Origin of the sequence: Chryseobacterium sp. 'Rf worker isolate 10' (assembly GCF_050753305.1) — a bacterium.
In the GTDB taxonomy this organism is placed as follows: domain Bacteria; phylum Bacteroidota; class Bacteroidia; order Flavobacteriales; family Weeksellaceae; genus Chryseobacterium.
The window spans coordinates 759,513-783,749 of record NZ_JBOZOF010000001.1 but is presented as its reverse complement, the minus strand read 5'-3'; the positions used below and the strand labels follow the sequence as shown (position 1 = coordinate 783,749).

Genomic DNA, 24,237 nt, shown 5'->3' with positions numbered 1-24,237 from the left:
TTATCGACTACCGGTGGATTTTTGGCGTTTACTTTCTATCTCTGTGGCGAGCATGCCAAATATAATCCGCTTATCCACTCCTATCAGATGAGCAGCTGCGTTGATTTCGTCAACAGTAAATGAACCCAGATGCTTGATCCTGTACAGTAAAGTTTGATAGTTCATACCCATATCCTTTGCAAAATTCGTTTTCTTCACGGTCGGAAAAATGGAGCTGAACGTTGTAGCATGACCCGCATCAATTAATACTTTTACGGTAGCATATACCTCTCTATTCTGGGTTTTATGAGTTGTCATCGCTGATTAGTGAAATATTATCTGTCACTAATATGCTTTAATAATTGACTGCTGCTATTTAATATATGATATTATATATTTTATACTTCACTAATTAATATTTTTAGTTCAGTATTTCATCTTTTTATTGAAAACCCCTATATTTGACATTCGTAGTCTACTTACTATAAGGCGGTTACGAGTATTCTAATTTTCTACCAAAATATTTTTTATTCTTATCGAGTCCTAGTGTAGATAGATCCTTATTTAATCAGGATGGCTTTGTTTCCGTCATGTTCCCGTTACCAGTGATAAAGTTAAATACCATTGTATGGATGATTATATAACCGGAAGCGATAACCCGGAAAAGATATCATTATCGGACTGTTTTACCCATGATGAAGCAACCGAGAATTACAGACTGTTTCTTTGTTATTATACCTGCACCCGCGAATTTATACTACATCGCAATCCACGGTACCGCAGTGAATTTCTAACCATTGCCCGTGTTGCAGATGACCTGCTGCATTTGCATTACGATCCTGAGTGGAAAATACCCAGGGACATTTTTAAGCGGTATAATGCCACAGATCTCTGTCAATGCTTACGGCAAATCAATGAGTACAGAAAAACATGCCCTTTCTATCTGCGAACATCACCAACTGAGCGCGCCTATCTCAATTTATTTGTAAACGTTCTGCTCCAATGGATATCCGAGGTTTTACCCATGACCAGCTGAAAACGGTTTCTTCGACACACTGAAAATAAAAATCATTGAAAATTATGCAAAGAAAAAGGCTTACAACGCACACCAGGAGGATTGTCACCGATCAAGAATTAGGAGATGAGGAATTGCTGCATGATAATATACCCATACGCGGAAAAGAAATGAAAGAAAACAATATCATTTTCAGCTACTATGCACTTATTGATACCCTCAGCATTCCCGTTATACAGGAAATTGCATTGGAATGCAACTGGCCTATCTCAAAATACCATAAGAAAAGAAAGTCATCTGCCGAAAAAGTTTCTAATGCTGAAAAAGAAAAGATTATTGAGATACTTACCAGGAAGAAAAACGAATTTGACAGGAATTTTGAACTGCTTATCACATCTACAAGGGTGGACAGGATCTCCAAAAGACACCAGTAAGATCTAAACAATAAATAATGTTCATAACATCAGTACCATCAATCATAGTATTCATTCCAATAGTACTCAGTTTAGTGATACCGTAAATATTGCGTAAATGTTCACTGATTACCTAAGGTCGCTTTAGCACCTGTTTTGTAATAAGGTAGAAGATAAGACTAAATATCTCTGGAAGATAAAAATTCTTACCTTCAATAAATTTACGATAAATATGCTATATATGCACCCTCAGGAGTTTAGTCTTGAACAAATAAAAGTGATTGAAGAACTTCGTACGGCGCTTATAAAGTGCCGGGAAATGCAAGTTATGATAGCAGGACTCTCAGATTATGGTATTTTTGAAACAACAGATAGTACTGGAAAACCTTTTATCAGTTTATATTGATTGGATCATCTCGATTTTTTAATCTACAAGAGAATCACAGAAGTCTTCTCGGGATGTGGACATCTTTCACTGAGGTGAAGTTTTTTGTTTCTGCAGCAATGGGCATCTCTTCCACAGGTGCCTGTTCTGTATGAATCCCTGGTTTTTCTATAGACAACATGATAGTTCTTTCCACAGAGGCCAGCTGGGTTTTAAGGGCTGATAAATGTTTTTCTTTAGGCCAACTGCCCCCAACAACTTCTTCAAGTACCGGCAAATCTTTTTCCAATACAGTAATCTTTGACCGTTCCTGCTCCATGATTCCGGGGATTTTCTCCAGAGCATTCAAAAAATTCAGTGATGCCGTTTTAGCATCCGCTGCCATAATTCCATTATTAAAGGTATACTTGATCCCTCCCTCGCCTTGTACAAAAAAACGGTTATATTTTACCGATGCATTATCTTTTTCTACAACCTCCGTTTTTACTAAAAGAGAAAAACCATACAATGAACCGATTTCCTGATAATTACCTGCCGGACCGAATTTCTCAGATAATATATTCAACCTGGTGCCAATTTCCTTTACGTCGGCATTTTCTGCAAGACCTGTAAGCCGGATAGGATTCATTACCGCACCATCAGCATTTTTTATTATTCTCCCCTGCAGGATCTCCCAATCGTTATTCATCCGCTCCAAACGGGACCTGTGGGATTCCAACTCAGACCTGGTATCTTCGAGCTTATAACGGGAACTGCTTTTTGAACGACTGAAAGCCTGACGTTCGCTCTCAAGACCGGCAATCTGTTTTTCAAGCTTTGCCTTTTCAAGCAAATCAGTATTACCGGATAGCACGGCAACATATTCCGAGTAACTCATGCCTGTGCTTTCTTCCATAGCTCCCTCATCGATGGTACGTTTTCCAAGGGTGTTGCTTTTCAGCTGGTCGATGAATACCTGTTTGTTATACAAAGTATTAAATTTGAAGCTGTCCAGGGATTTTTCGACAGCATAAATAAATACGTCCACTTTATTGCCCGCAAAGAATTTGGCTATTTCATTACCTTTGCGCACCGCCCGACCATCCCGCTGCGCCAGGTCACTGGGACGCCACGGAATATCCAGATGGTGAACGGCAACTGCCCTCTTTTGAGCATTAACACCTGTGCCAAGCATTTCTGTGGAACCGAATAATATCCGTATTTTACCTTCGTTGACATTCCGGATAAGTTCTTTACGCTGCTTTTCCGTTTTGGCCTCCTGAATGAAACGAATTTCATGTGCTGGTATCCCGTGATCAGTGACAAGCTTGCGTTTAATCTCTGTGTATATGTTCCATTCACCAGGCTTGTAAGTGCCCAAATCCGAGAAGACAAACTGCGTCCCATTCTGTGCATTAAATTTCTTATGATACCCTGCAATATTAGCAGCGCAAAGGGAAGCTTTATTGCCAGGATGATCTTTATATTTTGGACTGATAAGGCGCATGTCGAGAGACATCTTCCTGGCATAGTCAGTAGCGATCAGCATCTTCGCTTTTTCTTCACTCTGAGAAAGCTTCGGTCTGCCCAGCACTTCCGCATTTCCAGTCTTGGCAAACTCCATCAGCTTTTTAATGAAAATCTCCTGATCGGGAGTCGGGGGAATAGGGTACAGAATTTCGTTTTTCTCAGGGCGGTCAATCCCAATATCTTTGGCGGTACGGTAATCGGTTATTTCTGTGTAGAATTGTGCCAGTTCAGGTACCTTAATGAAAAAACGGAAACGCTCCTTCGATACAATGTTATTGGCAACCGAGAATTCGTAGTCCACTGTCTTTCGGGCAAATATGGCGGCCCAGGCGTCAAAGCAGGTAATGCCCTGCTTTTCCATGGCCTTTGGACGCAGGTATTTGAAAAGCAGATACAGCTCTGTTAATGAATTACTGATCGTTGTGCCTGAGAGAAAAGTAGCTCCTAAGTCTTTACCAGAACGCTCCTGGATTGTTCGGATGGCAAAAAGCAGGTTCATCGCCTTCTGGCTGCCGGCCATATTTCCCAGCCCGGCAACCCTGTCATGCCGTGTATTGAACATGAGATTTTTAAACCTGTGGCTTTCATCAACAAACAAATGATCGATGCCCATTTTTTTGAAATCTACAATATCGTCCTTGCGGGTTTCGATGTCATGTTCCAATGTTTTAAGCTTAACTTCTAAATTTTGTTTACGGATCTGTACTCCTTTCAATAGGGCACGGGAAACATTTTTCCCTTGAGATTCCAATACCTTCAAATTCTCTTCAACACTATCCAGCTCAGTTTGTAGAATTTCACGCTGCATCTCGGGAGATTGAGGGATCATGCCGAACTGATCGTGAGTAAGAATAATGCAGTCCCAGTCATTATTTTTAATATCCCCAAAGATGCGCTGGCGTTTTCCCGGAGTAAAATCATCTTTGCCGGGATATAGTATTTTGGCGTGGGGATATGCCTTGCGATAAGTCTCTGCGATTTCATGAACATTGGCCTTTAAGCCGATGATCATAGGTTTATAAGCCAGTCCCAAACGCTTCATTTCCTGGGCTGCAGTACACATGATCAGGGTCTTACCCGCACCCACCTCATGATCACAAATGGCTCCGCCATTAAGTTTAATCATCCATACCGCATCTTTCTGGCTCGGGTATAGATCTTCAATTCCCAAAGCTCTGCGGTCAAGACCAGGGAATACCTGATGAGAACCGTCATACTGCGGGCGTGCAAAACAGTTGAAGGTATCGTTATACTGATCCGTTAACCGAGTTCTAAATTCATGATCCTGCCCATATAACCAATCGGTAAAAGCACCACGGATCTCATCGATCTTAGTACCTGCCATCTGGATAGTCTCAATGTCCCTTACAGTTACCTCCTGATCTCCCACCATCACTTTCTTAGTGATATCCGGAGTCGTATTAACAAGTGCATGTTTCAATAGCGCAATGCCATCATACGTCCGGCTCTCAGACTTGATGGCGTATTTTTCCGTGATATGGATATTCTTGGAGGTACAATGGATGGAAAAGTCATCAGTGCTTTCCATATATCCGATGTTCACCTCGGTATTAAATAAGTGGGAAGCAAAACCACTGTAGATCTCCGGGGCGATCCATCGTTCTCCCAGATTAAAATCAAGTTCCTCAAATTCTATCCGCTCTGGTCTGACGCTTTCCAGTACCTTCAGGCTTTGGGCAGCCTGGCTATCTTCTGGATTACTGAGAAGGTAGGAACTGATTTCTCTCGCCTTGGCCACGACATTTCCAGATATCCATTTTTCACAGATCTCATATTGTCTTTCCAAAGGATTATAATAAATACGTCCATGGAGAGCTGTCTTTAGCTCTTCATGGGCAATGCCGCTGATCTGTTCCATATAACCCAAATCAACACCTCCATAGGTATTCAGGGATGTAACCAATGCCTCTTCAGGAGTCTCGGCAACAGCCAAAGACGTGGAAAAACTAACCGGATGGTTAAAGATATCAGCCTTATGGATCACACCTCCTACCACACGCTCCAAATACGGCATTTCTTTACCACCACTGTCCGTTTTGATCAGCTTACTATTTTCTGCCTCATTCAGCTTCCCGTATTTCTTGATATAAGTATCATACAGACTATTAAGATTTTCCCTTTCTACATGGTGTTCAGTGTGTAATTCAGCCTCTTTCTGATAAAGATCCTGATAGACATCCCGGAGAACGATATAGGCTTTAGCTCTTTCCTTCTGACTGGAGGGCAAACTCAATGGATGAAACATCGCTGTTTTTCTGTATTTATCAACCTTTTGGAGATACCCTACAGCTCCGTGATATCCTACAAGGCAATCATCCCTATAAAAGTTCTGCCACTGCCCGGAATATGGGATGGGTGCAATCGGAATAGTAACAGTAGGTTCCACGGATTCATCCGATGAAGAAAAAAGGTCACCCATCACCTGCTTTCCCCTGCGTACTTTCGGGGTTATAACAGGTAAAGGCATTTTTTTATCCACAACATCCATTGGTAAGGAATCAAAAAGCCCAGGCTGCAGGCTGGCTGTCTTTTTATTCTTTGAACCAACATTTTTTTTCTTTGATTCAGGAACTGCTATTGCAGCACCCGCAGCATTATCAAAAAGATCAAATAAACTTAATTGTACCTCCACCTCCGAAGAATAAGCCTCAACTTTTGCAGCTGCATATTCTTCCCGGTCCTTAAGAGATTCAGAAGAAACAACGCCATCCGCCTGTTTTCTATTACTATTCGATGTCGGCAGCACGGGGTTATGAACGGACGTCAAAGCAGCTTCTTGAAAGAATTTATTATAGAGCTTGAGATCAAAACTGTTTTTAAAATCCGCTGCCAGGTGTTTCTTAGTTTCATAAGAAATGGCCTCAATACCTCCGGTATGAATTAATACAGTAGCCAGCTTACCATACTGGTCAGTAGATTGAATGGTTTCATTACATACCACCGGATTGGTGTACCGGATGAAAGCATTAACATGGTCATTTTGCTCATCAGGCAATGACTCGCAGAAATATTTCTCCATTTCTGAAAGCGCCTGTTTGCTATTAGTTTTCTGCAACACTACCAGGTCACTCCCGACATCGCTTCCTGCATAGTCCGAAAACAGATTGTTGGGTAAACGTACAACTGACAGCAAGTTGTGTTCTTTCATCAGCGCCTCCCTTATAACCTGATTGCCTGGACTGTCCAATACCCCGCGACTCGTAATAAAGGCTAATATACCGCCGTCACGAAGGGCATCTGTCGCTTTCAGGAAAAAATAGTTATGGATACTGCGCGCGGCCTGCATACGGGCAGCATCTTTGCCACGGGAGTAACTGAGATCAAAAACAGCACTTGTTCCAAAAGGGATGTTACCGGCCACAACATCATAAGCATTCAGTTCTCTTTCGGGAAATTCTTCAAAACCACTGATATGGATATTCTCATCAGAATATAGCCGTGCGAGGATCTTACCTGTTAAAATGTCCTTTTCGTAAGCGGTAGTCTGTACAGCTTCTTTTCCGGCAAATGGTAGAAGGAATGCGCCGATTCCTGCTGAGGGTTCAAGAAATTTCCGAATGTCTATTCCATGCTCCTTAAACACCTCAGAGAGAACATTGACTATTTCCGGAGGGGTATAAAATGACGTGAGTACTGAACTGCGAAGGCTGTCAAGCAATTGGCGGTAATCTTTCTCATTACCGGCATGTTCCCCAAGAAGCTGAAACAATTCTCGGGTCGGGGTAAAAAGACCCTGTTCATAGTCTTTCCAATGCTTTATATCTTCTGGATGGTCTGCTGGATTAAGAACAAATTTAAGCCCGCCGAAACCGCGGTACTGCATAAGCACACTTCTTTCAGCTTCGGTAGCCGTTCGATTTTGCTTTTCCACGTTAAAGGCAATTCGTAACGCCTCAATATTCCTTCTCAGATGTTCACCCTTACTGAAGCCCATTTTCTTCAATCCATAGGTGAATGGTTCCTGTTACCTCCGTATAAAGCAATTCGTAATCAGGGCCGTCTTGAAAATTTGCAATAAGAGGATACTTCGCAAATACGTCCTCACATACGGGAAGCATTCTTAGGGCAGAAGGCCGCATTTCTTCATCGGACATCAGTCTGTCAAACTCCCGGCATACTACTTTAAACACGGTATCAAATCGTGAAAAATGAAGACCTTCAAAAAGAATTTCTTCAACAATACGGATGCTATCATCGTGGGAATTACCTTCCTTAAAAGCCTGCTCATAAGCGCTTGCACAATGTGCGGAGCGCTGGTTCACAAATGCTGTATCTCCTACCTTTTCCGGGAAACTGCTCACTAGCAGTTCCAATAACCTTAATCTGAAATAAGAAAGGTCTTTTACTACTGTACTCATACTCTCTTCTTTACTTTAAATCAAAGTCAAAAGTATCGGGGGAAGATAATGAACGTGAAAGATGGCTTCCAATGACCATTATTGGCTGTTATAGGCGATTTAAAATAGACTTGAAAAAGAAATTTGTATTTTTGGAGATAGAAAAAATGATATAGCCAAACACCATGATGTATATAAACCCTACGAAAAAAGGCCTGGGTATTGAAATATGGGGCACCTATGATGACCTTAGACTATTCTATAACACCATCAGCAAATTTTGGAACAACACAAACAACCTTCCACAGAAAGGCAGTGAAAATCGAGATCATCTCATCAGTGGGTTTTCTTACGAAATCCGAAAAGCAAAGGAAGGAAGTCGGTTAGTCCGCAATCCCAGTCAGTTTCCTTCTTTGCTGCAGGAATATTATGGTGTCCAGGTTTCATGGGTACATGCTCTATTTTCACTTACTGCCATAAAATTCAATATGCAGTATAGTGAAACCTCAAAATTGGATATTTCACAAATTTTACTCTTTGAGTTTTGGCTGGAAGATGCCATGATGAAGTTTGATGGCAAAGGAGCTAAAGAACTTGCCGGCTATATTGAAGATGGCCTTTATGGTGCAAACCCTTGTATATACCAATACATGAGAAGTATTAACCTTGACTTTTTCATATTGAAAGGCGGGGTGAGAGCATTTAGAAAACTTCCGCAATTATTACGACGCGGAGTATATTACACTGAGGAATATAAAGACTACCAGAAGTTTTTAGAAAATGAAGCTCAAAAGCTGAAATGCGAAGTGTCTGATCTGGAACTTAGTGATGATGACTTTGACTATGAAAGTATTGAATGGTAACAGGAAATAAAAACTCCCTACAATGGGGAGTAAAATCAATTCTCAAATTCAAATTATATGATTTTTTTACACATGAGAAAATGAGACTCAGCCTAACAAGCTGAAATTTCCATCAATTTATTTGTTATAGTCATTAACCTCCCTGACAATTATGTTCTACCTGGTAGAAAATAATCTTATAGTGATTTGGAAAAGTTTAATTGCTCTGTTTCAAAAAATCGTTCTACAATCAATGTATTATTAACCCTGATTTATGCGTTTTTTTGATACATTTTATTTTAGCGGAATTTCAGTGGAATTATTCGGCTATTGTCCATATTTATCATGAAATCTGTATATTACAGATATTAATGCTAGATCTCAAAATTAAGGTTCAGCGTAACACTCATGTTCAATTAAACGAATTAATTAATAAAAACGTTCAAAAACTTATATTCTTAAATGAAAGTAATACTACCTATACTACTTTTGGTGAGCTTTAAATCATTATTTGCACAGAATTCTTCGTCACCACCCAAACCAATGCTAATCAAAAAGGCAAGCAGTGAACTCCCAGAAAGTGATCCTAAAACAGTTTACAAATCCAATGCTGGCTTTGTAAAGATTTTTAAGTTGACCGATTCACTATACAAGGTGAAAGTGTGGGAAAATATAATATACCTAAATAATGAAAATATTGCAGAACTAAAAGAGGCTGCCAGAATAATAGCAACAGCAGAGAAAGGCGATAAAGTTTCATTAACCACTTTCCGTTGCGAAATAACGAAGGGAAAAATGCTTGGTGCCAATTGTTACTGGATTCAGCTATTTAAGCAAAAAAGCTTAGTGGATTTATCCTCATTAAGTGAAGGAGAAATAGAGGCGTTACTTAAGACAAGTGATATTAAATCCGTAAAAGACGATAGCGGTGGTACAATAGTAAAAAGGACAAAGCTCATTCACTATGAAGAACTAATCAAATCATATGGAATAACAGAAAAAGAGCTCAATAGAATTCAAGAAATAGATTAAAATTGTCTTACACATCATCGCAAAAACCTAATCTACATCTGGCTTTCTTGCATTAATTGGAGGATATCAAAAAATTTCATAAATCGTTCAGTAATGAATAATACAATACTTGAAAAGATAGTTTGCGCTGCTGTCTGGTATCCCCACAGTGGAATGAAATTACAATCCTAGATTTTCTTCTGTGTTCTTATTTAATCTTAGGGTAGAACTTAATTACGGTTCATATGGCTAAAAAGAAATCTCCCAAGAAAAACGTATTCAAAAAAATCCCACATAAGCTTGTGGAAGAAGGAGAATCACTGATATTAACAATTGAGGCATTAAAGAAAAAAGCAGGTGTAGATGGTTTAATTTTAAAATGATATAGATATTGCAATTGCCATAGGACTAGACGACAACCAATTTAATTTTAATGCTTATATTGAAAATATTTTTGTTCCTTCGGAAATTTTTCAATCATTACGGTTGCGATTCGGGAAATATCTGGCTTATTCATATCATACTATCAAAATGGTTGCAAAAATCAAATAATTTCCTTAATATGATAATGCGAACATCCGATTTGGTGGTATATGATTACGGACACCAAGGTTCCATTAAACTTTCGGAAAACGATCAGCCTTACTCTGAGATGTACTAAAATTACTCCTTAGAGAATCTAAATAGCCACCCTTTTCATTCCGATTCTGCAGGATGGATAGAGGTCTTTAGTAAAATGTAGATAACCTGTCCAGCCTGTAATAGACAGTTGACAACAGATCATAGAAAAAGTTGTTAATTGGATTCCAGTATTTATTATTACAATTCACTAAAAGGATTATCATCTTGATTAGCTACAGTGCTATCTGAACTTCCTTTCTGCAAAAAGGGATCATCATACCAAGCCGCATTCTCCTCCGCTGTAAGCTCTCTGTCTACAGATCGGAAAATGGCATCTCTTGGCCTGAAATTGATATTAATACTACCATCTGTTAAAACCCAGGCTCCTACGAGGTACTCTACTCCCCTCTCAAAACATACGTCTACGGGCAAGGTAAACGCCTTCGAATATTTCGGAGCCCTTTCGGAAGATGGATGATTGTTCAGAGGAATATTAAAGGTATAAGAGTTAATCGTACTATACGACTCCATACCACCGAACATATCCTGTGTTTCACCTTCCTCTCTTTCCTCATTCAATAGAAATTTAAAGTCATCACTGAACAAAAAATCCAAAACCCTATTGCCTTCACGTGTAACCTGTATTAAGGATAAACGCTCTAGTTTATTGACGATCTTCCAGGTTTCAGGATAATTACCGCTAAAAACATTCGAAAAGATGAGATTTCTCTTTTTCAAACGAAGAATCTGCTTAAAGACATTCAGTTCCTCTGAGCTCAGCTTTCTCCAATTATCATGGTTTCTCTTGTCTGCTAACTGCTCAGCTTTCCTCTCTTGTTCTGCCTTCCTGGCCTCTTCCCGTTTTTTTTGAACATTTTTCCAGTACAAATCCTCACAATGCCCACAACGATTAGCTTTTCTACGGATTGCTGCTTTAAATCCGGACTGGGAGTATACTCTTTCAACAATCTCTTCACCGCAGTCCTGGCACCCCCCTATTGCAATTTGGCAAGACGAATTCTGGGAAATGATCACGGTAAGGTCGTATTGACTCAATCCCAACTGATCTTTGAGCTGCCCTGATGGAAACGTGAACTTTTCATCATCCAATTGCCAGTATTTTTGGATGATTCCCCTTTTTTCCTCAGAAATTTCATCTGCAATGCTTAATTCATATGTATTCATTGTACGTTCTTTAGGATAGATAACGAGGTGAAGTCAATATTATTCTAACCTTTGAAAACAATTTCATTTACCCTTCACCGGCATGAATTCAAAACAGGATTCTCCTTTATCGTTTAAGACGATATAAGCATCAAATTTCTTTCCCGACTTGCTTTTCATGCCTTTAATCAACCCTGTTTTTCCCTTCGTAGTAAGACTTTCTATGTCTGTAATAGTTAATACTATCCCACATATATTTCGGAACTGAATCCAGTTACAGGATTCACCAGAACATTTCACAACCTTATCCCGAACAAGGAGATGCCGTTTTTTACACTTCGGACAAACCAGTTCGGGTGGTTTTTCTATAGAAGCGGATAAAGCCAGCAGTTCATCGGTAATTGCCCCTGCATAGACTTCAATCTCTTTTTCAAAGGTCTGTGCATCGGCTTCTTTATTCTCTATCTTTGCTAAAGCGAGTTCCCATTCAGCGGTCATCAAAACATCAGCGATCTTTTTGTCCTTTACCCAACCATAGACCTGTAATCCCTTATCTGTTGGGATCAATGATTTCTTTTCCCGAATGATATATTCCCGGCTAAAGAGCGCCTCTATAATCGCTGCCCGTGTAGCGGGCGTCCCGATGCCAATACCCTGTAAAGCCTTGCGCTCATCATCATTTTCAATTTCCCGACCCGCATTTTCCATCGCAGACAGTAAATTGGCCTCTGTATAAAGCAGTGGAGGTTTGGTTTTCTTTTCCAGTATGCCTGCACGCCCTATCTTCAGCTCATCACCCACCTGGAGTTCCGGGAGCTCTTGAGAAAGATCATTTTCTTCATCTGTAAATCGGCCCTTAATACCTCGCCAGCCTATATCCAGGATCTGACATCCTTTCACCGCAAAATCATAGTGCAACACGTGTAAAGTGACGTCGGTGATTTTCTTCTGACAGGCTTGCCCAATGGCCTCTAACAGACGCAATGCAATCATATCATAAATAGCATTTTCATTCGCCGGCAGCGAGGTAGGAACCTTCTCAGTCACCAGCAGTCCATGATGGTCCGTTACTTTCACATCATTCACAATACGTTTGTTGAACCGGCCCCAATTGATCTTTTTACTGGCTTCTTTTAAAGACGCCTTTTCATCCAATGCCCTGACAAGGGCCGGGATTTCAGGCCAGAGGTCTTCGGAAATATACCGGCTGCCGGTACGCGGATAGGTGATGAATTTATGCTCATACAAACTCTGGGCAATATTCAGGGTTTCTTCGGCAGAAAGTCCCAGGCTTTTATTAGCCTCTTTCTGAAGTCCCGTCAGATCGAATAGTAATGGTGGCTGTTCAATAACCGTTTTATGATCTGCTTTACCTACTGTAGCTGTGCCTGTCCGTATAACGGTCTTCAACACTTCTTCTGCCTTTTTCATGTCTTCCCACCTGGTGACCGAAAGACTGTTAAAATCCGTAAACTCCTTGCGGTGCAAGAGCTGAAGCTGCCAGTATTTCTGGACAACAAAATTTTTGTTTTCCCTATACCGCTTACAGATCAGTGCCAGTGTTGGTGTCTGTACCCGTCCCAAAGAGTAGATTCCGCTGCCGGCAGCAACGGTCAATGCCTGAGAGGCGTTGATCCCTACCAACCAGTCTGCATGGCTCCGGGCCTTTCCTGCCTGATAAAGGCCGTCAAAATCACTGCCTGGCTTTAGGTGCTCAAACCCCAGCCTTATCGCCTTCTCGGTAAGGGAACTTATCCAGAGCCTCTCAAAGGGTTTTGTACATTGCAGATACTGGTAAATAAAGCGGAAAATAAGCTCGCCTTCTCTTCCTGCATCGGTTGCAACAATAATGCTGTCACAGCTTTTAACAACTTTATCAATGACCTTTAGCTGCTTTAAAGCCCCGGCATCCGGCTCATATGTTTTGTTTCTTCTAACTTTCCTTACCGTCAGCACAAAGGGATCAGGCAGGATCGGTAAAGACTCCTGCCTGAAACCTGTAATGCCATAGTCTTCGGGCATTCCCAAAGCTACCAGGTGGCCCAGAGCCCAGGTTACCCTGTAACCGCCCCCTTCAAAGTAACCATCATACTTTTCGACAGCTCCCAAAAGAGCTGCTATCTCACGTGCCACACTTGGCTTTTCAGCAATCACTGCTTTCATAAGTCTTTCTATTATCAGGTTATACTGATTCACATTTTTCTGCCTCTGGATTTACTTGGTGTCTCAGGCTTTTCAGATTTTTCCTGCTTCTGCTTCTGGTTAGTATCTTTAGGTGTCTGCTGACCTGGCTTTAACGGTTCCTGAATCTTACTGGTAGCCTCATTGGTCTTACCATCAGAATTAACAGCTACCTGTGTTTTATGTGCCTGGGTGGGTTGTATTTTGTCCCTAAGCATATTGGGATCTTTAAAGGAAAAAGAGGTTCTTCCATTCTCCTTATTATAGGTGATGTACCCTTCATATTCTTCACCTTTTTTATCAATAAGACCGGTCACATACACTGTTTTTCCTTCTTGCAGCTTTTCGAATTGTTTGTCATCAAGTTCTTTACCCCTGAAAACTTTTGAAGCCTGCTGTATTTCCCCATTTAGGCCCTGTGACAGGTGGTTATTTTGACTTCTGTCAAAGAGAAATTCTACATAACGTTTGTCAGCATTGAACTGTACATTCGCGTCGAATTTTTCTCCATTGCTCGAAGTCATCCCTTCAACAAAGAGAGGCCTACCTTCCTGTAAGGTCTTTTTTTGATCTTCGCTCAAGACCACGCCTTTAAGTTCATTAGGGATTTTGATCCAGTCGGAGCGATATGCGACGAGTTCATTGGTCAAACGGTCCACACTGATTATAGAAGGAATCGATTCGCCCGTTTTAGGATTCGTCAAATCAACAATACGGCCCATATTCCCGGTGGTTCGCAGGTTGGACTTGTCCTCATCGGTAAACTGATGACCAAAAAATTGAGTATTCAAATTAGGCTCTTTACGGATGCCATGAATGGCCATCACAACTTTTCCGTCTTTCTCCTGAAGGGACAGTCTCCCTTCCCCACTTAGAATGCAGGTGCCCAGGTTAACATTCACAGGAACGACTATATTGGTTTTATAGCCTTTTAGAAGCGGTTCCAAAAGATTCTTCTCTTCCAGCTTCTCCCTGCTCAGGCCCAGGTTAGATATGGTTTGCCAATCGATCTGTTCAGGTTTAAAGCGGTACTGCTGTGAAGGTGCCTTCTCTGTTGGTACTGCCGCATTGGTTTGCGGTGTAACTGCTGTTGTTTCCATTGTATTTTCTTTTTTTTGTTGATGTTCTTGTGTTTCTGTTACCTGATATTTCCCCATCAGATCTTCTCCTTCTTTCGTGGGAGAATTAATATGCTCCTGCATTTTATTCGCCATCCCAAAAGCAGATTTCAGCGGGACTTTAAAGAATGAAAAGCGCGTCGGGTCTTTAAGCTGACGAAAAAAATTTGAAAAGAAATTGGTCAATACGTCCCCGTGCATATCTACACGCATGAACTCACCCTGATTTTTTTTCTCTACATCTGCCTTTTTTAACTGACCATCCTTATCAATTCCGGTAACAGCCGAGATTTTCTTTTCCTCTTTATCCAGTACCAATAAGATCTCATGGAGTTGTCCGCTCTCGGGCAGTGACTCTTCTGCTAAAATTTCTTCTTCCATTATTTTCTCATTTTTATTCGAATGTAGCCTGAGATAAACATCACACAGTATGTTTTGTCCGCATTTGTCCGGGAAAGGCATTTATAGTGTCGATCTTGCTGATTTTTCTATGGGGGTGATAATCCTTCTCGCATAAATTGATTCACATCTGAGCGTTTATAGTAGGTTCGACCACCGAGCATATAATACTGAAGCTTTCCAGAACTTCGGTACCGCTGTAAGGAACGCTTACTGACCTGAAGAATCCGGCAAGCATCCTGATTATTTAAAAGCTGTTCATTGTCTATGATATACCTGCGGCTCTCAGGAGATTCTTGAGGTTCGCCCGTTGCATCTTGATTGGAGATGGTCTTATCCTTAATCTTATTCTTATCCACGATCAGAAGAATCTTCTGCAGCTGCCCAGCGATGGCTCGCAGCTCCTTTTTCAGGGCTTTTCTTTTCATTTTTTTCTTTATATTATTTAGGAGAGATAGGTAAAAAGCGGCTTCTCAGATAATACGAAACACTAAGCTTTGTTCCTGAAGGATATTTATCATGAATTACGCTTTTCGTACCGGATGGGAGAATCCTTCCCTGATAAACTGGTGTACATCTGAGAGTTTGTAGTATGGTTTGCCACTGATCCTGTAATACGGTAGTCTTCCCGAACCGCGGTATCGCTGTAAGGAACGGCTGCTAATTTTAAGGATCTGGAGCACATCCTGGTTATCCAAAAGTTCTTCTCCATCTACTAAATGCTGCCGCTTATCAGAGGACTTTAGCTGCTCTGCCAGGATATCCAGCCGCGTTGAAATCCGCTCCATCCAGGCGATAAATTCCATCTTATCTATATTCATGATAATGGGGTTTTCTTCTTACAAAGCTCCCCACACTTCACTGAATTCATTGCCAAGGCTTACCCATCGCAATGCCATTTTTTTTAAATGCAATAAAAAACCTATCACAGTACTGATATAGCGGATTAACAGGGCCTGGTAAAAGTAATTGGGAAAGAAATAAGAAGAGATGCCAATGGGCACACATGGGCATCAGCTCAATTAAACGTGACGGACTCCACTTAAAATTGGGAAGTACTCTTTATAGATCCTTATCCATGTAAGAGTCAAGGCTTGACTTCAGCCGATCTAAGAAAGAATTGCTGGTACGAAATTTCATTCGGTGAAAAGCATGGTGGGCATCCCCTAACTGAACATTAAATACCATCTGAAATAGGGACACCATCTGGCGGATGCTTAGTTTTCCATATCCTACCGATTGAGAAGCATGGAGCGCATAAATCAGCTCAATGAGCGCATTTTTGGATTCCGTCCATAATATTTTTTTATCTCCCGGATTCTCTGGTGACAAATTACCGGAATGGTCATACTGCCCGGAAAGCCGTAAATGAAGATATTCGTACAGTAGCTCACATTCTATGATCCGTGCCGCTTCGTAGTCATAGTAGGTGGAAAAACGGTGGTCAGCATCAAAAAAACGGCTTCTGACACCAGGCAGCAGATCAAGATGTCCTCTGACAAAATACTGCTCATCTCTCTCTGAGCTTTCAGACCGGTAATATTTATAAAAATCAGTTCCCGCAACATCCCTTATATAATAACCTTCAAGTTTTTCCAGTTTGCTTTTGAAATATTTCCGGGAGATATTACCAACTTCAACAGGCCGGCCAGCTTCAATCTTAAAAATCTTATTGTAATAAAGCAGTTTACCGAAAATCAGCGGCTTAATGATCCTGAAAAATTCAATTTCATCCTCAGAGTTCTCAAAGCCGTCTTTAAGCACACAATCTTTCAACTTTTCAAGGTGCGCATGCAGGCTGGTAACCATCTTCCGCGATTCCGTTACCACCCGCTCGGGAGCTAAGCTAATTCTTTCCTCTTCCTCCTTCAAAATTTGAAGAGTGTTTCTGAAAATGGGTTTCATGGATCTTATTTAATGGGTTATGCAAACATATAGGGATAGTTCATTTGTATTAACGGTCCATTTTGATTTAAGTTACTCACAAATAAGGAATTAACATACAATTCTGATTCTACCGACACGCAGATCAGATCTGACAAATCATTGTCTTTGCTAATTTCCCACGTTGTGATCAATTATTACAATGCGGGTTAATTTCTGTGATGTTTGATTTAATTAGTGCTGGATTTTCGAAAATATCCGGCAACTTCTGGTGATTGAATTTCTGTAGCTGTAGCGAATTCATAGTAGATTATTTGTTGTAAATAAACGATATCCGCCACTTCTGCCCCACTCAGAACATCTTTTGAGAGTTTTTTTAATATTCTCGCTTTATTTCCTGCAGGTACGATTTAGGAGAATATCCTGTACACTGCCTAAAAATACGGTAAAAGCTGGCCTCGGAATTGAATCCACACTCAAAAGCAATCCCCGTAAGACTCAAATGTTTATAAGCGGAATTATCAAGTCTTTTTTTGACTTCAGTTACCCGGTAACCATTCACCCAGGTTCGAAAATTTAGTCCGAACCCAGCATTAATAGCCGCAGAAACTTGTCCTGCCGGATACCCGATCGTTTTAGCCATTTCCTTCAGACTCAATTCAGGCTCCAGAAAAAGAAGATCTTTTTCCATAGCCTCTTTCAATGCTGATAGGATTTCTGAATAGTCCTTTTCCGCTTCAATAATGGGTTCAGAGATAGCTGCAAAATCTTCTGATTCTCTCTGTTTCACAAACGCATCCTCAGGTTGCTTTACAACTTTCACCTCAGAGGGCAATATCATTTGGTAGCCCCGAACCGAAAAAAAATAGGTAAGCATGGTAAGATAGCCATAAAACACTTTGACATTAGCAAAAGAATCAGTAAGCCCCATAATAATAGGTACTACTGACGATAAAAATAGTATAGCTCCGAGTACACCAGTACCAATAAGAAGATTTCTAAGCCAGGTTAATTCCGAATAGTGAGTGTGAGCTTTGTTTATCAATAGCCACTGGCTATATGTGAGTGTTTTTCTAAAACTTAGATACCAGTAAATAGCCATAGAAAAAAGAGCAACAATGTCTTCAATCTGTTTAATGGTATTAAAGAATAGGTAACGCTCAGCAATGAGATACTTTAAGTGGAAATTAGGCTCAATAAGAGTAATAAGATAGGTTACAACAGCATGGAGCTGGAATAGAAGCACAGGTAAAAAATGCAATAGCTTCCTACGGTTAAATGCAAAATTATTCTCTGTTAATGAACAGGCGTACAAATAAATAAGAGGCTGAATCAAGGTATCAATTGCCAAAGGAAAATACTGGAAAACAGGATACTTATAAAAACCGAAAATATCCAGGAGGATTTTGATAATTAATAATGCCAATGTAATTAATATGGCAGATAATAGCTTCTTTCCAGTTGAGGCGGAAGGATGACATGCTAAAACGAAAGCAACCGCTATTCCCTGCATGACACCTACAATAACTATCATATCAAAAACACCTAATGCACCACTCATCGTCTGTCAGACTTATTAAATTATTTCTTTAGTGAAGAAACGCCTCCGATCTGGGTTATAGTCGGAGTTCGTATTCAAAAATACAAATAAATTGACTGATAATCAATATCATATTCATCTATGGCGAACTTTCTGAGTTACGCTTATCTATATTCTTACAAGCTATTTTACTATCATATAGTTTTAGCCTGCCGCGACCTGCACTATGAGGTCCTTTGTACATATAACATAAATTGGCATCGGGACGCATTGTTGTAATTACATGTAGCCCTGCTGCAACTTCTGGTTTGATGAATTCCTTTTTCATAAAGTAGCCGTCAACAATCAGATATTGTGTTACCTGCTTTATGGTAGTAGTAGTAGTAGTAGTAGTAGTAGTCTGTAATACTACGGTATCAACGTAATGATCTATCAATGTTTTACCGGTTGTTCTTAATGATTGTATTTTCGGTGTCCGCACCGCCTGTAAAGCCATGGCCGTCTCATTTGTAACATCAACCAACCCCAAGCAGCCAATCTCAAGTCTTTCCCACGCCAGGCGTATGTTTTCCTGATTTGGCTATAAAAGCTAGATCAAATACTGCTAACATTTCATCCTTACAGGATGATAATATCACTTGCATATTAAAACTAAGACAATCAAAATCCTTTTGCATGTGCAACCTGATACTTTTCTCACAGTACTCAACAAATCGTTGCAGATTCAATTGTATACCGAGCCAGTAACCCCAACCATGTTTCAAAAAAGCTCATCAAAAATTTTATCTCAGGCTTGTTTAAACCCGATATTTACTGTAAAATTGCACACAGAAGGTCTTTCACCTTTCCAAAGGCGTAAGCAGAAGTATTCAACACATTTATATCTAACGTATTTTTTTATTTATCCAGGCCCCAGATGTTTTTTTCTCCAGAAAAAATTACCAAACTATTGTAATAATAAAAGGGATTTTAATATTATGCTATTAAAAGAAAAAGAGATCGAATTTTTAATTTATGAAATTGATTCATTGCTGAGTAAACTGCGCAACAAACATTGGTCGGAGTTCGTTCTACCTACATTGCACGGAGATTTTTCTGAAGTCGATAAAGATCTTGATCATGATAAGACAGCTTCTGATAATAGAGAGTGGCTTTTTATCGGAACAAGAAATCTCTATTACAAAATCTGTCTTTTCTTGGAATTGAAGCATGTCCAATATTACATGCAAATGTTCGTATCTGAATTTAAACCTATTATCGATAAAAGAGAGGAGGTTCTCAAGGAGTATGAGGGCCGATACTCTGAATCTGAGCCTAGGATGCTCATACTTGATAGGTTTAGTGATTTTTTAGGGTCCTTTGTTGAATTCAACAAAGGACCCATAGCGTTGTTAATAGACAAGCTTGAGAATATACTTGAAAATACACGAACTATAATTTCCATGACCCAAACTAAGATTCGTGGAGAAAAATCTATTTATAAATCTGTCAGAAGTGTAGTTGAGCTTGTTTTTCCAACAACAAGGGCTTTAAACAAGTCTAGATTTATTCAGAAATATGCAACCTATAGGCCAGACATATTAATTCCGGAGTTAAATACAGCTATTGAATACAAATATATCCGTTCAGGTAGTAAATACGAGTCATACTTAACTCAGATTAAAACCGATGCTGATAATTACGTAAAGGACCCTGAATATAAGTACTTTATTGCGGTAATATATTTTGAGGACAAAAACGTCATTAATAGGAAGTCTTTTAATGAGGCCGTTTTAGAAAAGGGATTTCCAGATAACTGGAAAATAATATTTTGCTAGGTTTTTCTGGACTATTTCAATAAGTGTATAAACGTCAAAAATCGGGATTTAAATTAATGTCTTTGTTTTGATTTTAACCGTTTTATCTAAAATAGTTAAAAAACTGATTTTCAGTTAAAGTCTAAAAACAGTAACAAAACATTTTCATTTTTCTCTGATATTAAACGTCCAATTGAATTACTTCAAATGAACAAAAATCCCGTTTGCAACGATATAATTACTCTTTCATATTTTCTCAACCGAATTATGCAGAAGCCTAATTTCATAGGGAGTGCAACTTTACTCAAACATCCAAGTATCAACAATGATTTATTAAACCACAGTTACTTTCTCAAAGTCTACCCCCAATAATTAATTCTTTTTGTATTAATTTTTTTAATGATTCACTCACAAAATTTGAGGAGGTTATTTTCCATTCATCGTAATCACCAAGTAAAGGAAAAATACTAAAATCCTTAATTTTTTCACTATCAAAACTAGGCTTAATGATTAAATTGGTATTCCGTACAAACGTGGTTTTATCCAGATCCAATACATCCAATTTCTTAGAAAACTTCGGAAGAAAATAGGTTCGGTGCAATAACAAAAGATGATTTAAGGTAGTTTACAATGTTGCTACTTCATGAAATAGAAAAGCTACTGGATGAGAAAATAAAACCTGCATCAAATGATTTGAAGCCAGAATGGATACGGAGCAAGGCCGTACGAAATTATCTGAACATGTCTCCTGGCAGCATATAGACCCTAAGAATTAGTGGAAAAATGAGGTTTAAAAAGGTTTTAGGAACTTATTATTACTACTTCCCGGATTTAAAAAATTTATTTGAAAGTGGAAGAAAATAATAGTATTCATTGGTTAGAATTTTTTATTCTAATTACTGAAGATAAGAGATTAAATGTTTGGCACATTGCACTTATTACTGCAATTATAAAACTCGCTTATATTCAAAACGAAGAAAGAATTATTCATGTTAGCAGAAGTAAAGTTATGTATCACTCTCATATTCAAACCCTCCCAACATACCATAAATATTTTAAAGAGCTTCAGAATTTTGGATATATAAAATATACACCGTCTTATCATCCTGATTATCGAGGTATATTGGAACTACTGGATATAGCAGAAATAAAAGAAATACTGGGGAGCGCAAAGAAATAATAAAGCAGCTAATACTACTTTCATTAGTATCAGCTTTTAAATTCGATTATATACAGCCGCCAAATAAGACCTCCTATGGACAAATAAAACCATTTCGTAATTTCCAAGACCCCTTACTCTATAATTTAAGGGTAAATAGAGGTAAGATGGAAAGAGAAGAGGTAACAAAACTAACTCCTGAAAAAGTAGTTAAAATCCTGAAAGAAAAAGGAACAATTGTAAATTACGAAGAGGCTAAGACAATACTCAGCTTTATTAAGACAATTGCTAATATCTCAGTAAATCAGTATCTTAGTGGACGTGATTTGGATTTAATCAATCCCAAACAATAATGCTGATGTTATGAGACAAGCTGACTTATATATACGTGTATCTACAGATGAACAAGCAGATAAAGGATACTCTCAACGAGATCAGGAAGATCGTTTGAGAAAGTACTGTGAAATCAAAGGTATCACAATAAGGAATGTTTACATTGAGGATTATTCAGCTAAGACCTTTAATAGACCTGAATGGCAAAAGTACTTAACAGCGCTACGGAAAGTAAAAAAGAATACAACAGCTTCGCTATTACTATTCACAAAATGGGATAGGTTTAGTCGTAATGCTGGTGATGCATACCAAATGATCAATCTGCTGCGCTCCTTTAGCGTAGAACCAGAAGCCATTGAACAACCCCTTGATTTTAACATCCCAGAAAACAAGATAATGCTTGCATTTTATCTTGCCACTCCTGAAGTGGAGAATGATCGTAGATCACTAAATACCTTTTATGGTATGCGTCGTGCTAAAAAAGAAGGCCGTTATATGGGTACCGCCCCTTTGGGGTATAGCAATAGAATAACTGAAGACAAAAAGAAATACATTGGTATACACGAAGCTGAAGGTCCTTTATTGAAATGGGCTTTCGAACAGATTATTCTAAACAAATACAATACTGAACAAATATGGAAAATGCTACGCTTTAGAACCGATGGCAAATACAGATTCAGTAAGAATAATTTTTGGGTGGCTATAAGAAACCCTTTGTATTGTGGGAAAATCTTTATTCCTGCCCATAAAGATGAAAAAGCATATTTTGTTTGGGGACAGCATGAACCATTGATAACTGAAAATATGTTTAATGAAGTCCAACAAATTCTTGATGGTAGAAAAAGGAAAATCAAACCTAAGGTAGTTTCAATTGACAATCTACCTTTACGAGGCTTTCTGAAATGTCATAAATGTGGCAAAATGCTTACAGGAAGTGCTTCAAAAGGGAAAATGGGAATCTATTACAACTATTATCATTGCTCAAGCTCTTGTGGGGTCCGATTCAAAGCAGAGACGACAAATGATATCTTTATCAAACAACTTAAATATTTAATTCCAAAAGAAGGTATGATTGATATTTTTGTAGAAGCATTCATAGAAGATTTTAATACTCAAACTAAAACGCAGAATCAGGAAAGAATAAGCCTGCTAACCCAAATTGAAGAATTAAATAATCGTAAAAGAAAAGCTCTTATAGAAAAGGTCGATGGTAAAATTGAGGAAGACGAGTATCTTTTCCTAAAAAAAGATTGTACCGACAAAACTGAAAAATTAGAAAATAGGTTAAATAATTTATCTTCCGTCAATACAGAAATCAAAGATCTATTCAAATCGGGTTTGAAAAAGATTGCTAATCTTGATATTCGTTATCAGAAGGGCAATACAGAAGAAAAGAGGCAAATAATAAGTTCGATGTTCCCTGAATATTTAGAATTTGATGGCAACCAACATCGAACTCCAAGATTAAATTCTGCTATCCATCTTATTTATCAGAATAGCAACAAATTAAAGAGCAAAAAAAATGGGACAAATCTAGCTTTTGTAGATTTGTCCCAACAAGTGACCCGGCTGGGATTCGAACCCAGGACCCATACATTAAAAGTGTATTGCTCTACCAGCTGAGCTACCGAGTCGGCCACTTACTTTTTTCAGTAAATCCCTTTGTTTAAGGGACTGCAAAGATAGAAACTTTTTCTTTATTTACAATACTTTCCCGAGTTTTCACAGTCTGAATGATGCTAACTTTTACAAAATCAGAGAGAAAAATTTTAAGCTCCGGAGCAGTTTGGATAATGTCAATTTTAAAATTATGGCAAGAATGAATTCCAACGGCTTTCTATGAACCAAAATTTCTGCTATTGACTTTTCATTACTTTTTAAATTAATAATTTGTTTTTTTCAAATAAATTCACTATATTAATATATGAAAAAAAATGAACGTCAGGACAATATAACACATGCTGGCAAAATTAACGAACGAACAAAAGCTTTGGAAGTGCTTGAAAAAGCAAAAAAAGTACAGGGAAAAATTACATTTCTCCGGCAGGGAGTTGGAAAAAACTTTAAACCGAAAAATGAAGAGTAAAATCAAACAGATCTGTGCATCATCATGTATAATACACTGTTTTGAAACATTATAGCAAACACTATAAAATAAAAGCCCTGCAAATCATTGATTTTGCAGGGCTTTTTAATATTTTTTCGATGTTATGTGAAAATGAAATTTTCACATCTTTCAGATAGTGACCCGGCTGGGATTCGAACCCAGGACCCATACATTAAAAGTGTATTGCTCTACCAGCTGAGCTACCGAGTCGGCCACTTACTTTTTCAAGTAAATCCCTTTGTTTAAGGGACTGCAAAGATAGGAAAACCCTCCTTAAATCCAAATTTTCCGGGGCTTTTTTATAATAAAATTTACAGCAAAAAAGTCAAACACCTGTTTATAAATTAATTACGTTTACAATTTTTTTAATAAAATTTTTTAGGAATGATTGTAATGGGAGAATAAAGCCTTTTTTTATAAATA

The 24,237-nt window shown here is 38.8% G+C and carries 19 protein-coding genes, 2 tRNA genes and 2 pseudogenes; 9 read left to right on the top strand and 14 right to left on the bottom strand.

Annotated elements, in window-relative coordinates; genetic code table 11:
• Positions 1–297, bottom strand: a complete 297-nt coding sequence (locus LKL37_RS03475; protein ID WP_431609204.1) for a hypothetical protein — start codon at positions 295–297, stop codon at positions 1–3.
• 762 nt (positions 298–1,059) lie between these two features.
• Between LKL37_RS03475 and LKL37_RS03470 the strand changes: the two genes are divergently transcribed.
• Positions 1,060–1,428 (top strand): hypothetical protein, encoded by a 369-nt coding sequence (locus LKL37_RS03470; protein ID WP_431609203.1) that lies wholly within the window; start codon positions 1,060–1,062, stop codon positions 1,426–1,428.
• A gap of 419 nt (positions 1,429–1,847) precedes the next feature.
• Here the strand turns inward: LKL37_RS03470 and LKL37_RS03465 are convergent, their stop codons facing one another.
• Both LKL37_RS03465 and LKL37_RS03460 read right to left on the bottom strand, forming a co-directional pair.
• Positions 1,848–7,256 carry an N-6 DNA methylase gene (locus LKL37_RS03465; protein ID WP_431609202.1) on the bottom strand — a complete coding sequence of 1,803 codons (5,409 nt, stop codon included), beginning with the start codon at positions 7,254–7,256 and terminating at the stop codon, positions 1,848–1,850.
• Complete coding sequence (locus LKL37_RS03460; RefSeq protein WP_431609201.1) at positions 7,243–7,680, bottom strand: DUF1896 domain-containing protein; 438 nt, start codon at positions 7,678–7,680, stop codon at positions 7,243–7,245. The genes LKL37_RS03465 and LKL37_RS03460 overlap by 14 nt, the downstream gene beginning before the upstream one ends.
• A gap of 164 nt (positions 7,681–7,844) precedes the next feature.
• Here LKL37_RS03460 and LKL37_RS03455 point away from each other — a divergent pair, with 164 nt between their 5' ends.
• The 3 genes from LKL37_RS03455 (at position 7,845) to LKL37_RS03445 (ending at position 9,895) form a co-directional block, all read left to right on the top strand.
• On the top strand, positions 7,845–8,522 hold the full coding sequence (locus LKL37_RS03455; RefSeq protein WP_431609200.1) for a DUF6904 family protein: 678 nt from the start codon (positions 7,845–7,847) through the stop codon (positions 8,520–8,522).
• Positions 8,523–8,963: 441 nt separating this feature from the next.
• A complete protein-coding gene (locus LKL37_RS03450) occupies positions 8,964–9,533 on the top strand; it encodes a hypothetical protein (protein ID WP_431609199.1) in 570 nt (189 codons plus the stop codon).
• 224 nt (positions 9,534–9,757) lie between these two features.
• Positions 9,758–9,895, top strand: a complete 138-nt coding sequence (locus LKL37_RS03445) for a hypothetical protein (protein WP_431609198.1) — start codon at positions 9,758–9,760, stop codon at positions 9,893–9,895.
• A 436-nt stretch (positions 9,896–10,331) separates the two neighbouring features.
• Here the strand turns inward: LKL37_RS03445 and LKL37_RS03440 are convergent, their stop codons facing one another.
• The 8 genes from LKL37_RS03440 to LKL37_RS03405 form a co-directional block, all read right to left on the bottom strand.
• Entirely contained in the window at positions 10,332–11,318 is a 987-nt protein-coding gene (locus LKL37_RS03440) for a hypothetical protein (protein WP_431609197.1), read from the bottom strand.
• Positions 11,319–11,381: 63 nt separating this feature from the next.
• The gene (locus LKL37_RS03435; protein WP_431609196.1) at positions 11,382–13,460 is read right to left on the bottom strand and encodes a DNA topoisomerase; all 2,079 of its coding nucleotides are present in this window, start codon (positions 13,458–13,460) and stop codon (positions 11,382–11,384) included.
• Between the two features lie 29 nt (positions 13,461–13,489).
• Positions 13,490–14,977, bottom strand: coding sequence for a DUF3945 domain-containing protein (locus LKL37_RS03430; protein ID WP_431609195.1), 1,488 nt, complete (start codon positions 14,975–14,977; stop codon positions 13,490–13,492).
• A gap of 107 nt (positions 14,978–15,084) precedes the next feature.
• Positions 15,085–15,423 (bottom strand): helix-turn-helix domain-containing protein, encoded by a 339-nt coding sequence (locus LKL37_RS03425; protein ID WP_431609194.1) that lies wholly within the window; start codon positions 15,421–15,423, stop codon positions 15,085–15,087.
• A gap of 96 nt (positions 15,424–15,519) precedes the next feature.
• Positions 15,520–15,816: a helix-turn-helix domain-containing protein gene (locus LKL37_RS03420; RefSeq protein WP_431609193.1), complete on the bottom strand. Its 297-nt coding sequence runs from the start codon at positions 15,814–15,816 to the stop codon at positions 15,520–15,522.
• A 241-nt stretch (positions 15,817–16,057) separates the two neighbouring features.
• Entirely contained in the window at positions 16,058–16,900 is an 843-nt protein-coding gene (locus LKL37_RS03415; protein WP_431609192.1) for an RteC domain-containing protein, read from the bottom strand.
• A 355-nt stretch (positions 16,901–17,255) separates the two neighbouring features.
• Complete coding sequence (locus tag LKL37_RS03410; RefSeq protein ID WP_431609191.1) at positions 17,256–18,440, bottom strand: helix-turn-helix domain-containing protein; 1,185 nt, start codon at positions 18,438–18,440, stop codon at positions 17,256–17,258.
• Between the two features lie 118 nt (positions 18,441–18,558).
• Positions 18,559–18,915, bottom strand: a complete 357-nt coding sequence (locus tag LKL37_RS03405; RefSeq protein ID WP_431609190.1) for a hypothetical protein — start codon at positions 18,913–18,915, stop codon at positions 18,559–18,561.
• 481 nt (positions 18,916–19,396) lie between these two features.
• Between LKL37_RS03405 and LKL37_RS03400 the strand changes: the two genes are divergently transcribed.
• On the top strand, positions 19,397–20,236 hold the full coding sequence (locus tag LKL37_RS03400; protein WP_431609189.1) for a hypothetical protein: 840 nt from the start codon (positions 19,397–19,399) through the stop codon (positions 20,234–20,236).
• A 177-nt stretch (positions 20,237–20,413) separates the two neighbouring features.
• On the opposite strand, the pseudogene LKL37_RS03395 reads toward LKL37_RS03400, so the two are convergent.
• Positions 20,414–20,458, bottom strand: a pseudogene (locus tag LKL37_RS03395) (hypothetical protein); the annotation flags it as partial.
• A gap of 607 nt (positions 20,459–21,065) precedes the next feature.
• On the opposite strand from LKL37_RS03395, the gene LKL37_RS03390 reads away from it, so the two are divergent.
• The 3 genes and pseudogenes from LKL37_RS03390 to LKL37_RS03380 form a co-directional block, all read left to right on the top strand.
• Positions 21,066–21,395 (top strand): hypothetical protein, encoded by a 330-nt coding sequence (locus LKL37_RS03390; protein WP_431610430.1) that lies wholly within the window; start codon positions 21,066–21,068, stop codon positions 21,393–21,395.
• Between the two features lie 146 nt (positions 21,396–21,541).
• Entirely contained in the window at positions 21,542–21,727 is a 186-nt protein-coding gene (locus tag LKL37_RS03385) for a hypothetical protein (RefSeq protein WP_431609188.1), read from the top strand.
• Between the two features lie 10 nt (positions 21,728–21,737).
• Positions 21,738–22,535: pseudogene (locus tag LKL37_RS03380) on the top strand (recombinase family protein); the annotation flags it as partial.
• A gap of 733 nt (positions 22,536–23,268) precedes the next feature.
• Here LKL37_RS03380 and LKL37_RS03375 read toward each other — a convergent pair.
• Positions 23,269–23,341: transfer RNA gene (locus LKL37_RS03375), tRNA-Lys, on the bottom strand.
• Positions 23,342–23,631: 290 nt separating this feature from the next.
• Between LKL37_RS03375 and LKL37_RS03370 the strand changes: the two genes are divergently transcribed.
• Positions 23,632–23,793: a hypothetical protein gene (locus tag LKL37_RS03370; RefSeq protein ID WP_183037365.1), complete on the top strand. Its 162-nt coding sequence runs from the start codon at positions 23,632–23,634 to the stop codon at positions 23,791–23,793.
• Between the two features lie 158 nt (positions 23,794–23,951).
• On the opposite strand, the gene LKL37_RS03365 is transcribed toward LKL37_RS03370, so the two are convergent.
• Positions 23,952–24,024, bottom strand: a tRNA-Lys gene (locus tag LKL37_RS03365).
• Positions 24,025–24,237 lie beyond the last annotated feature (213 nt).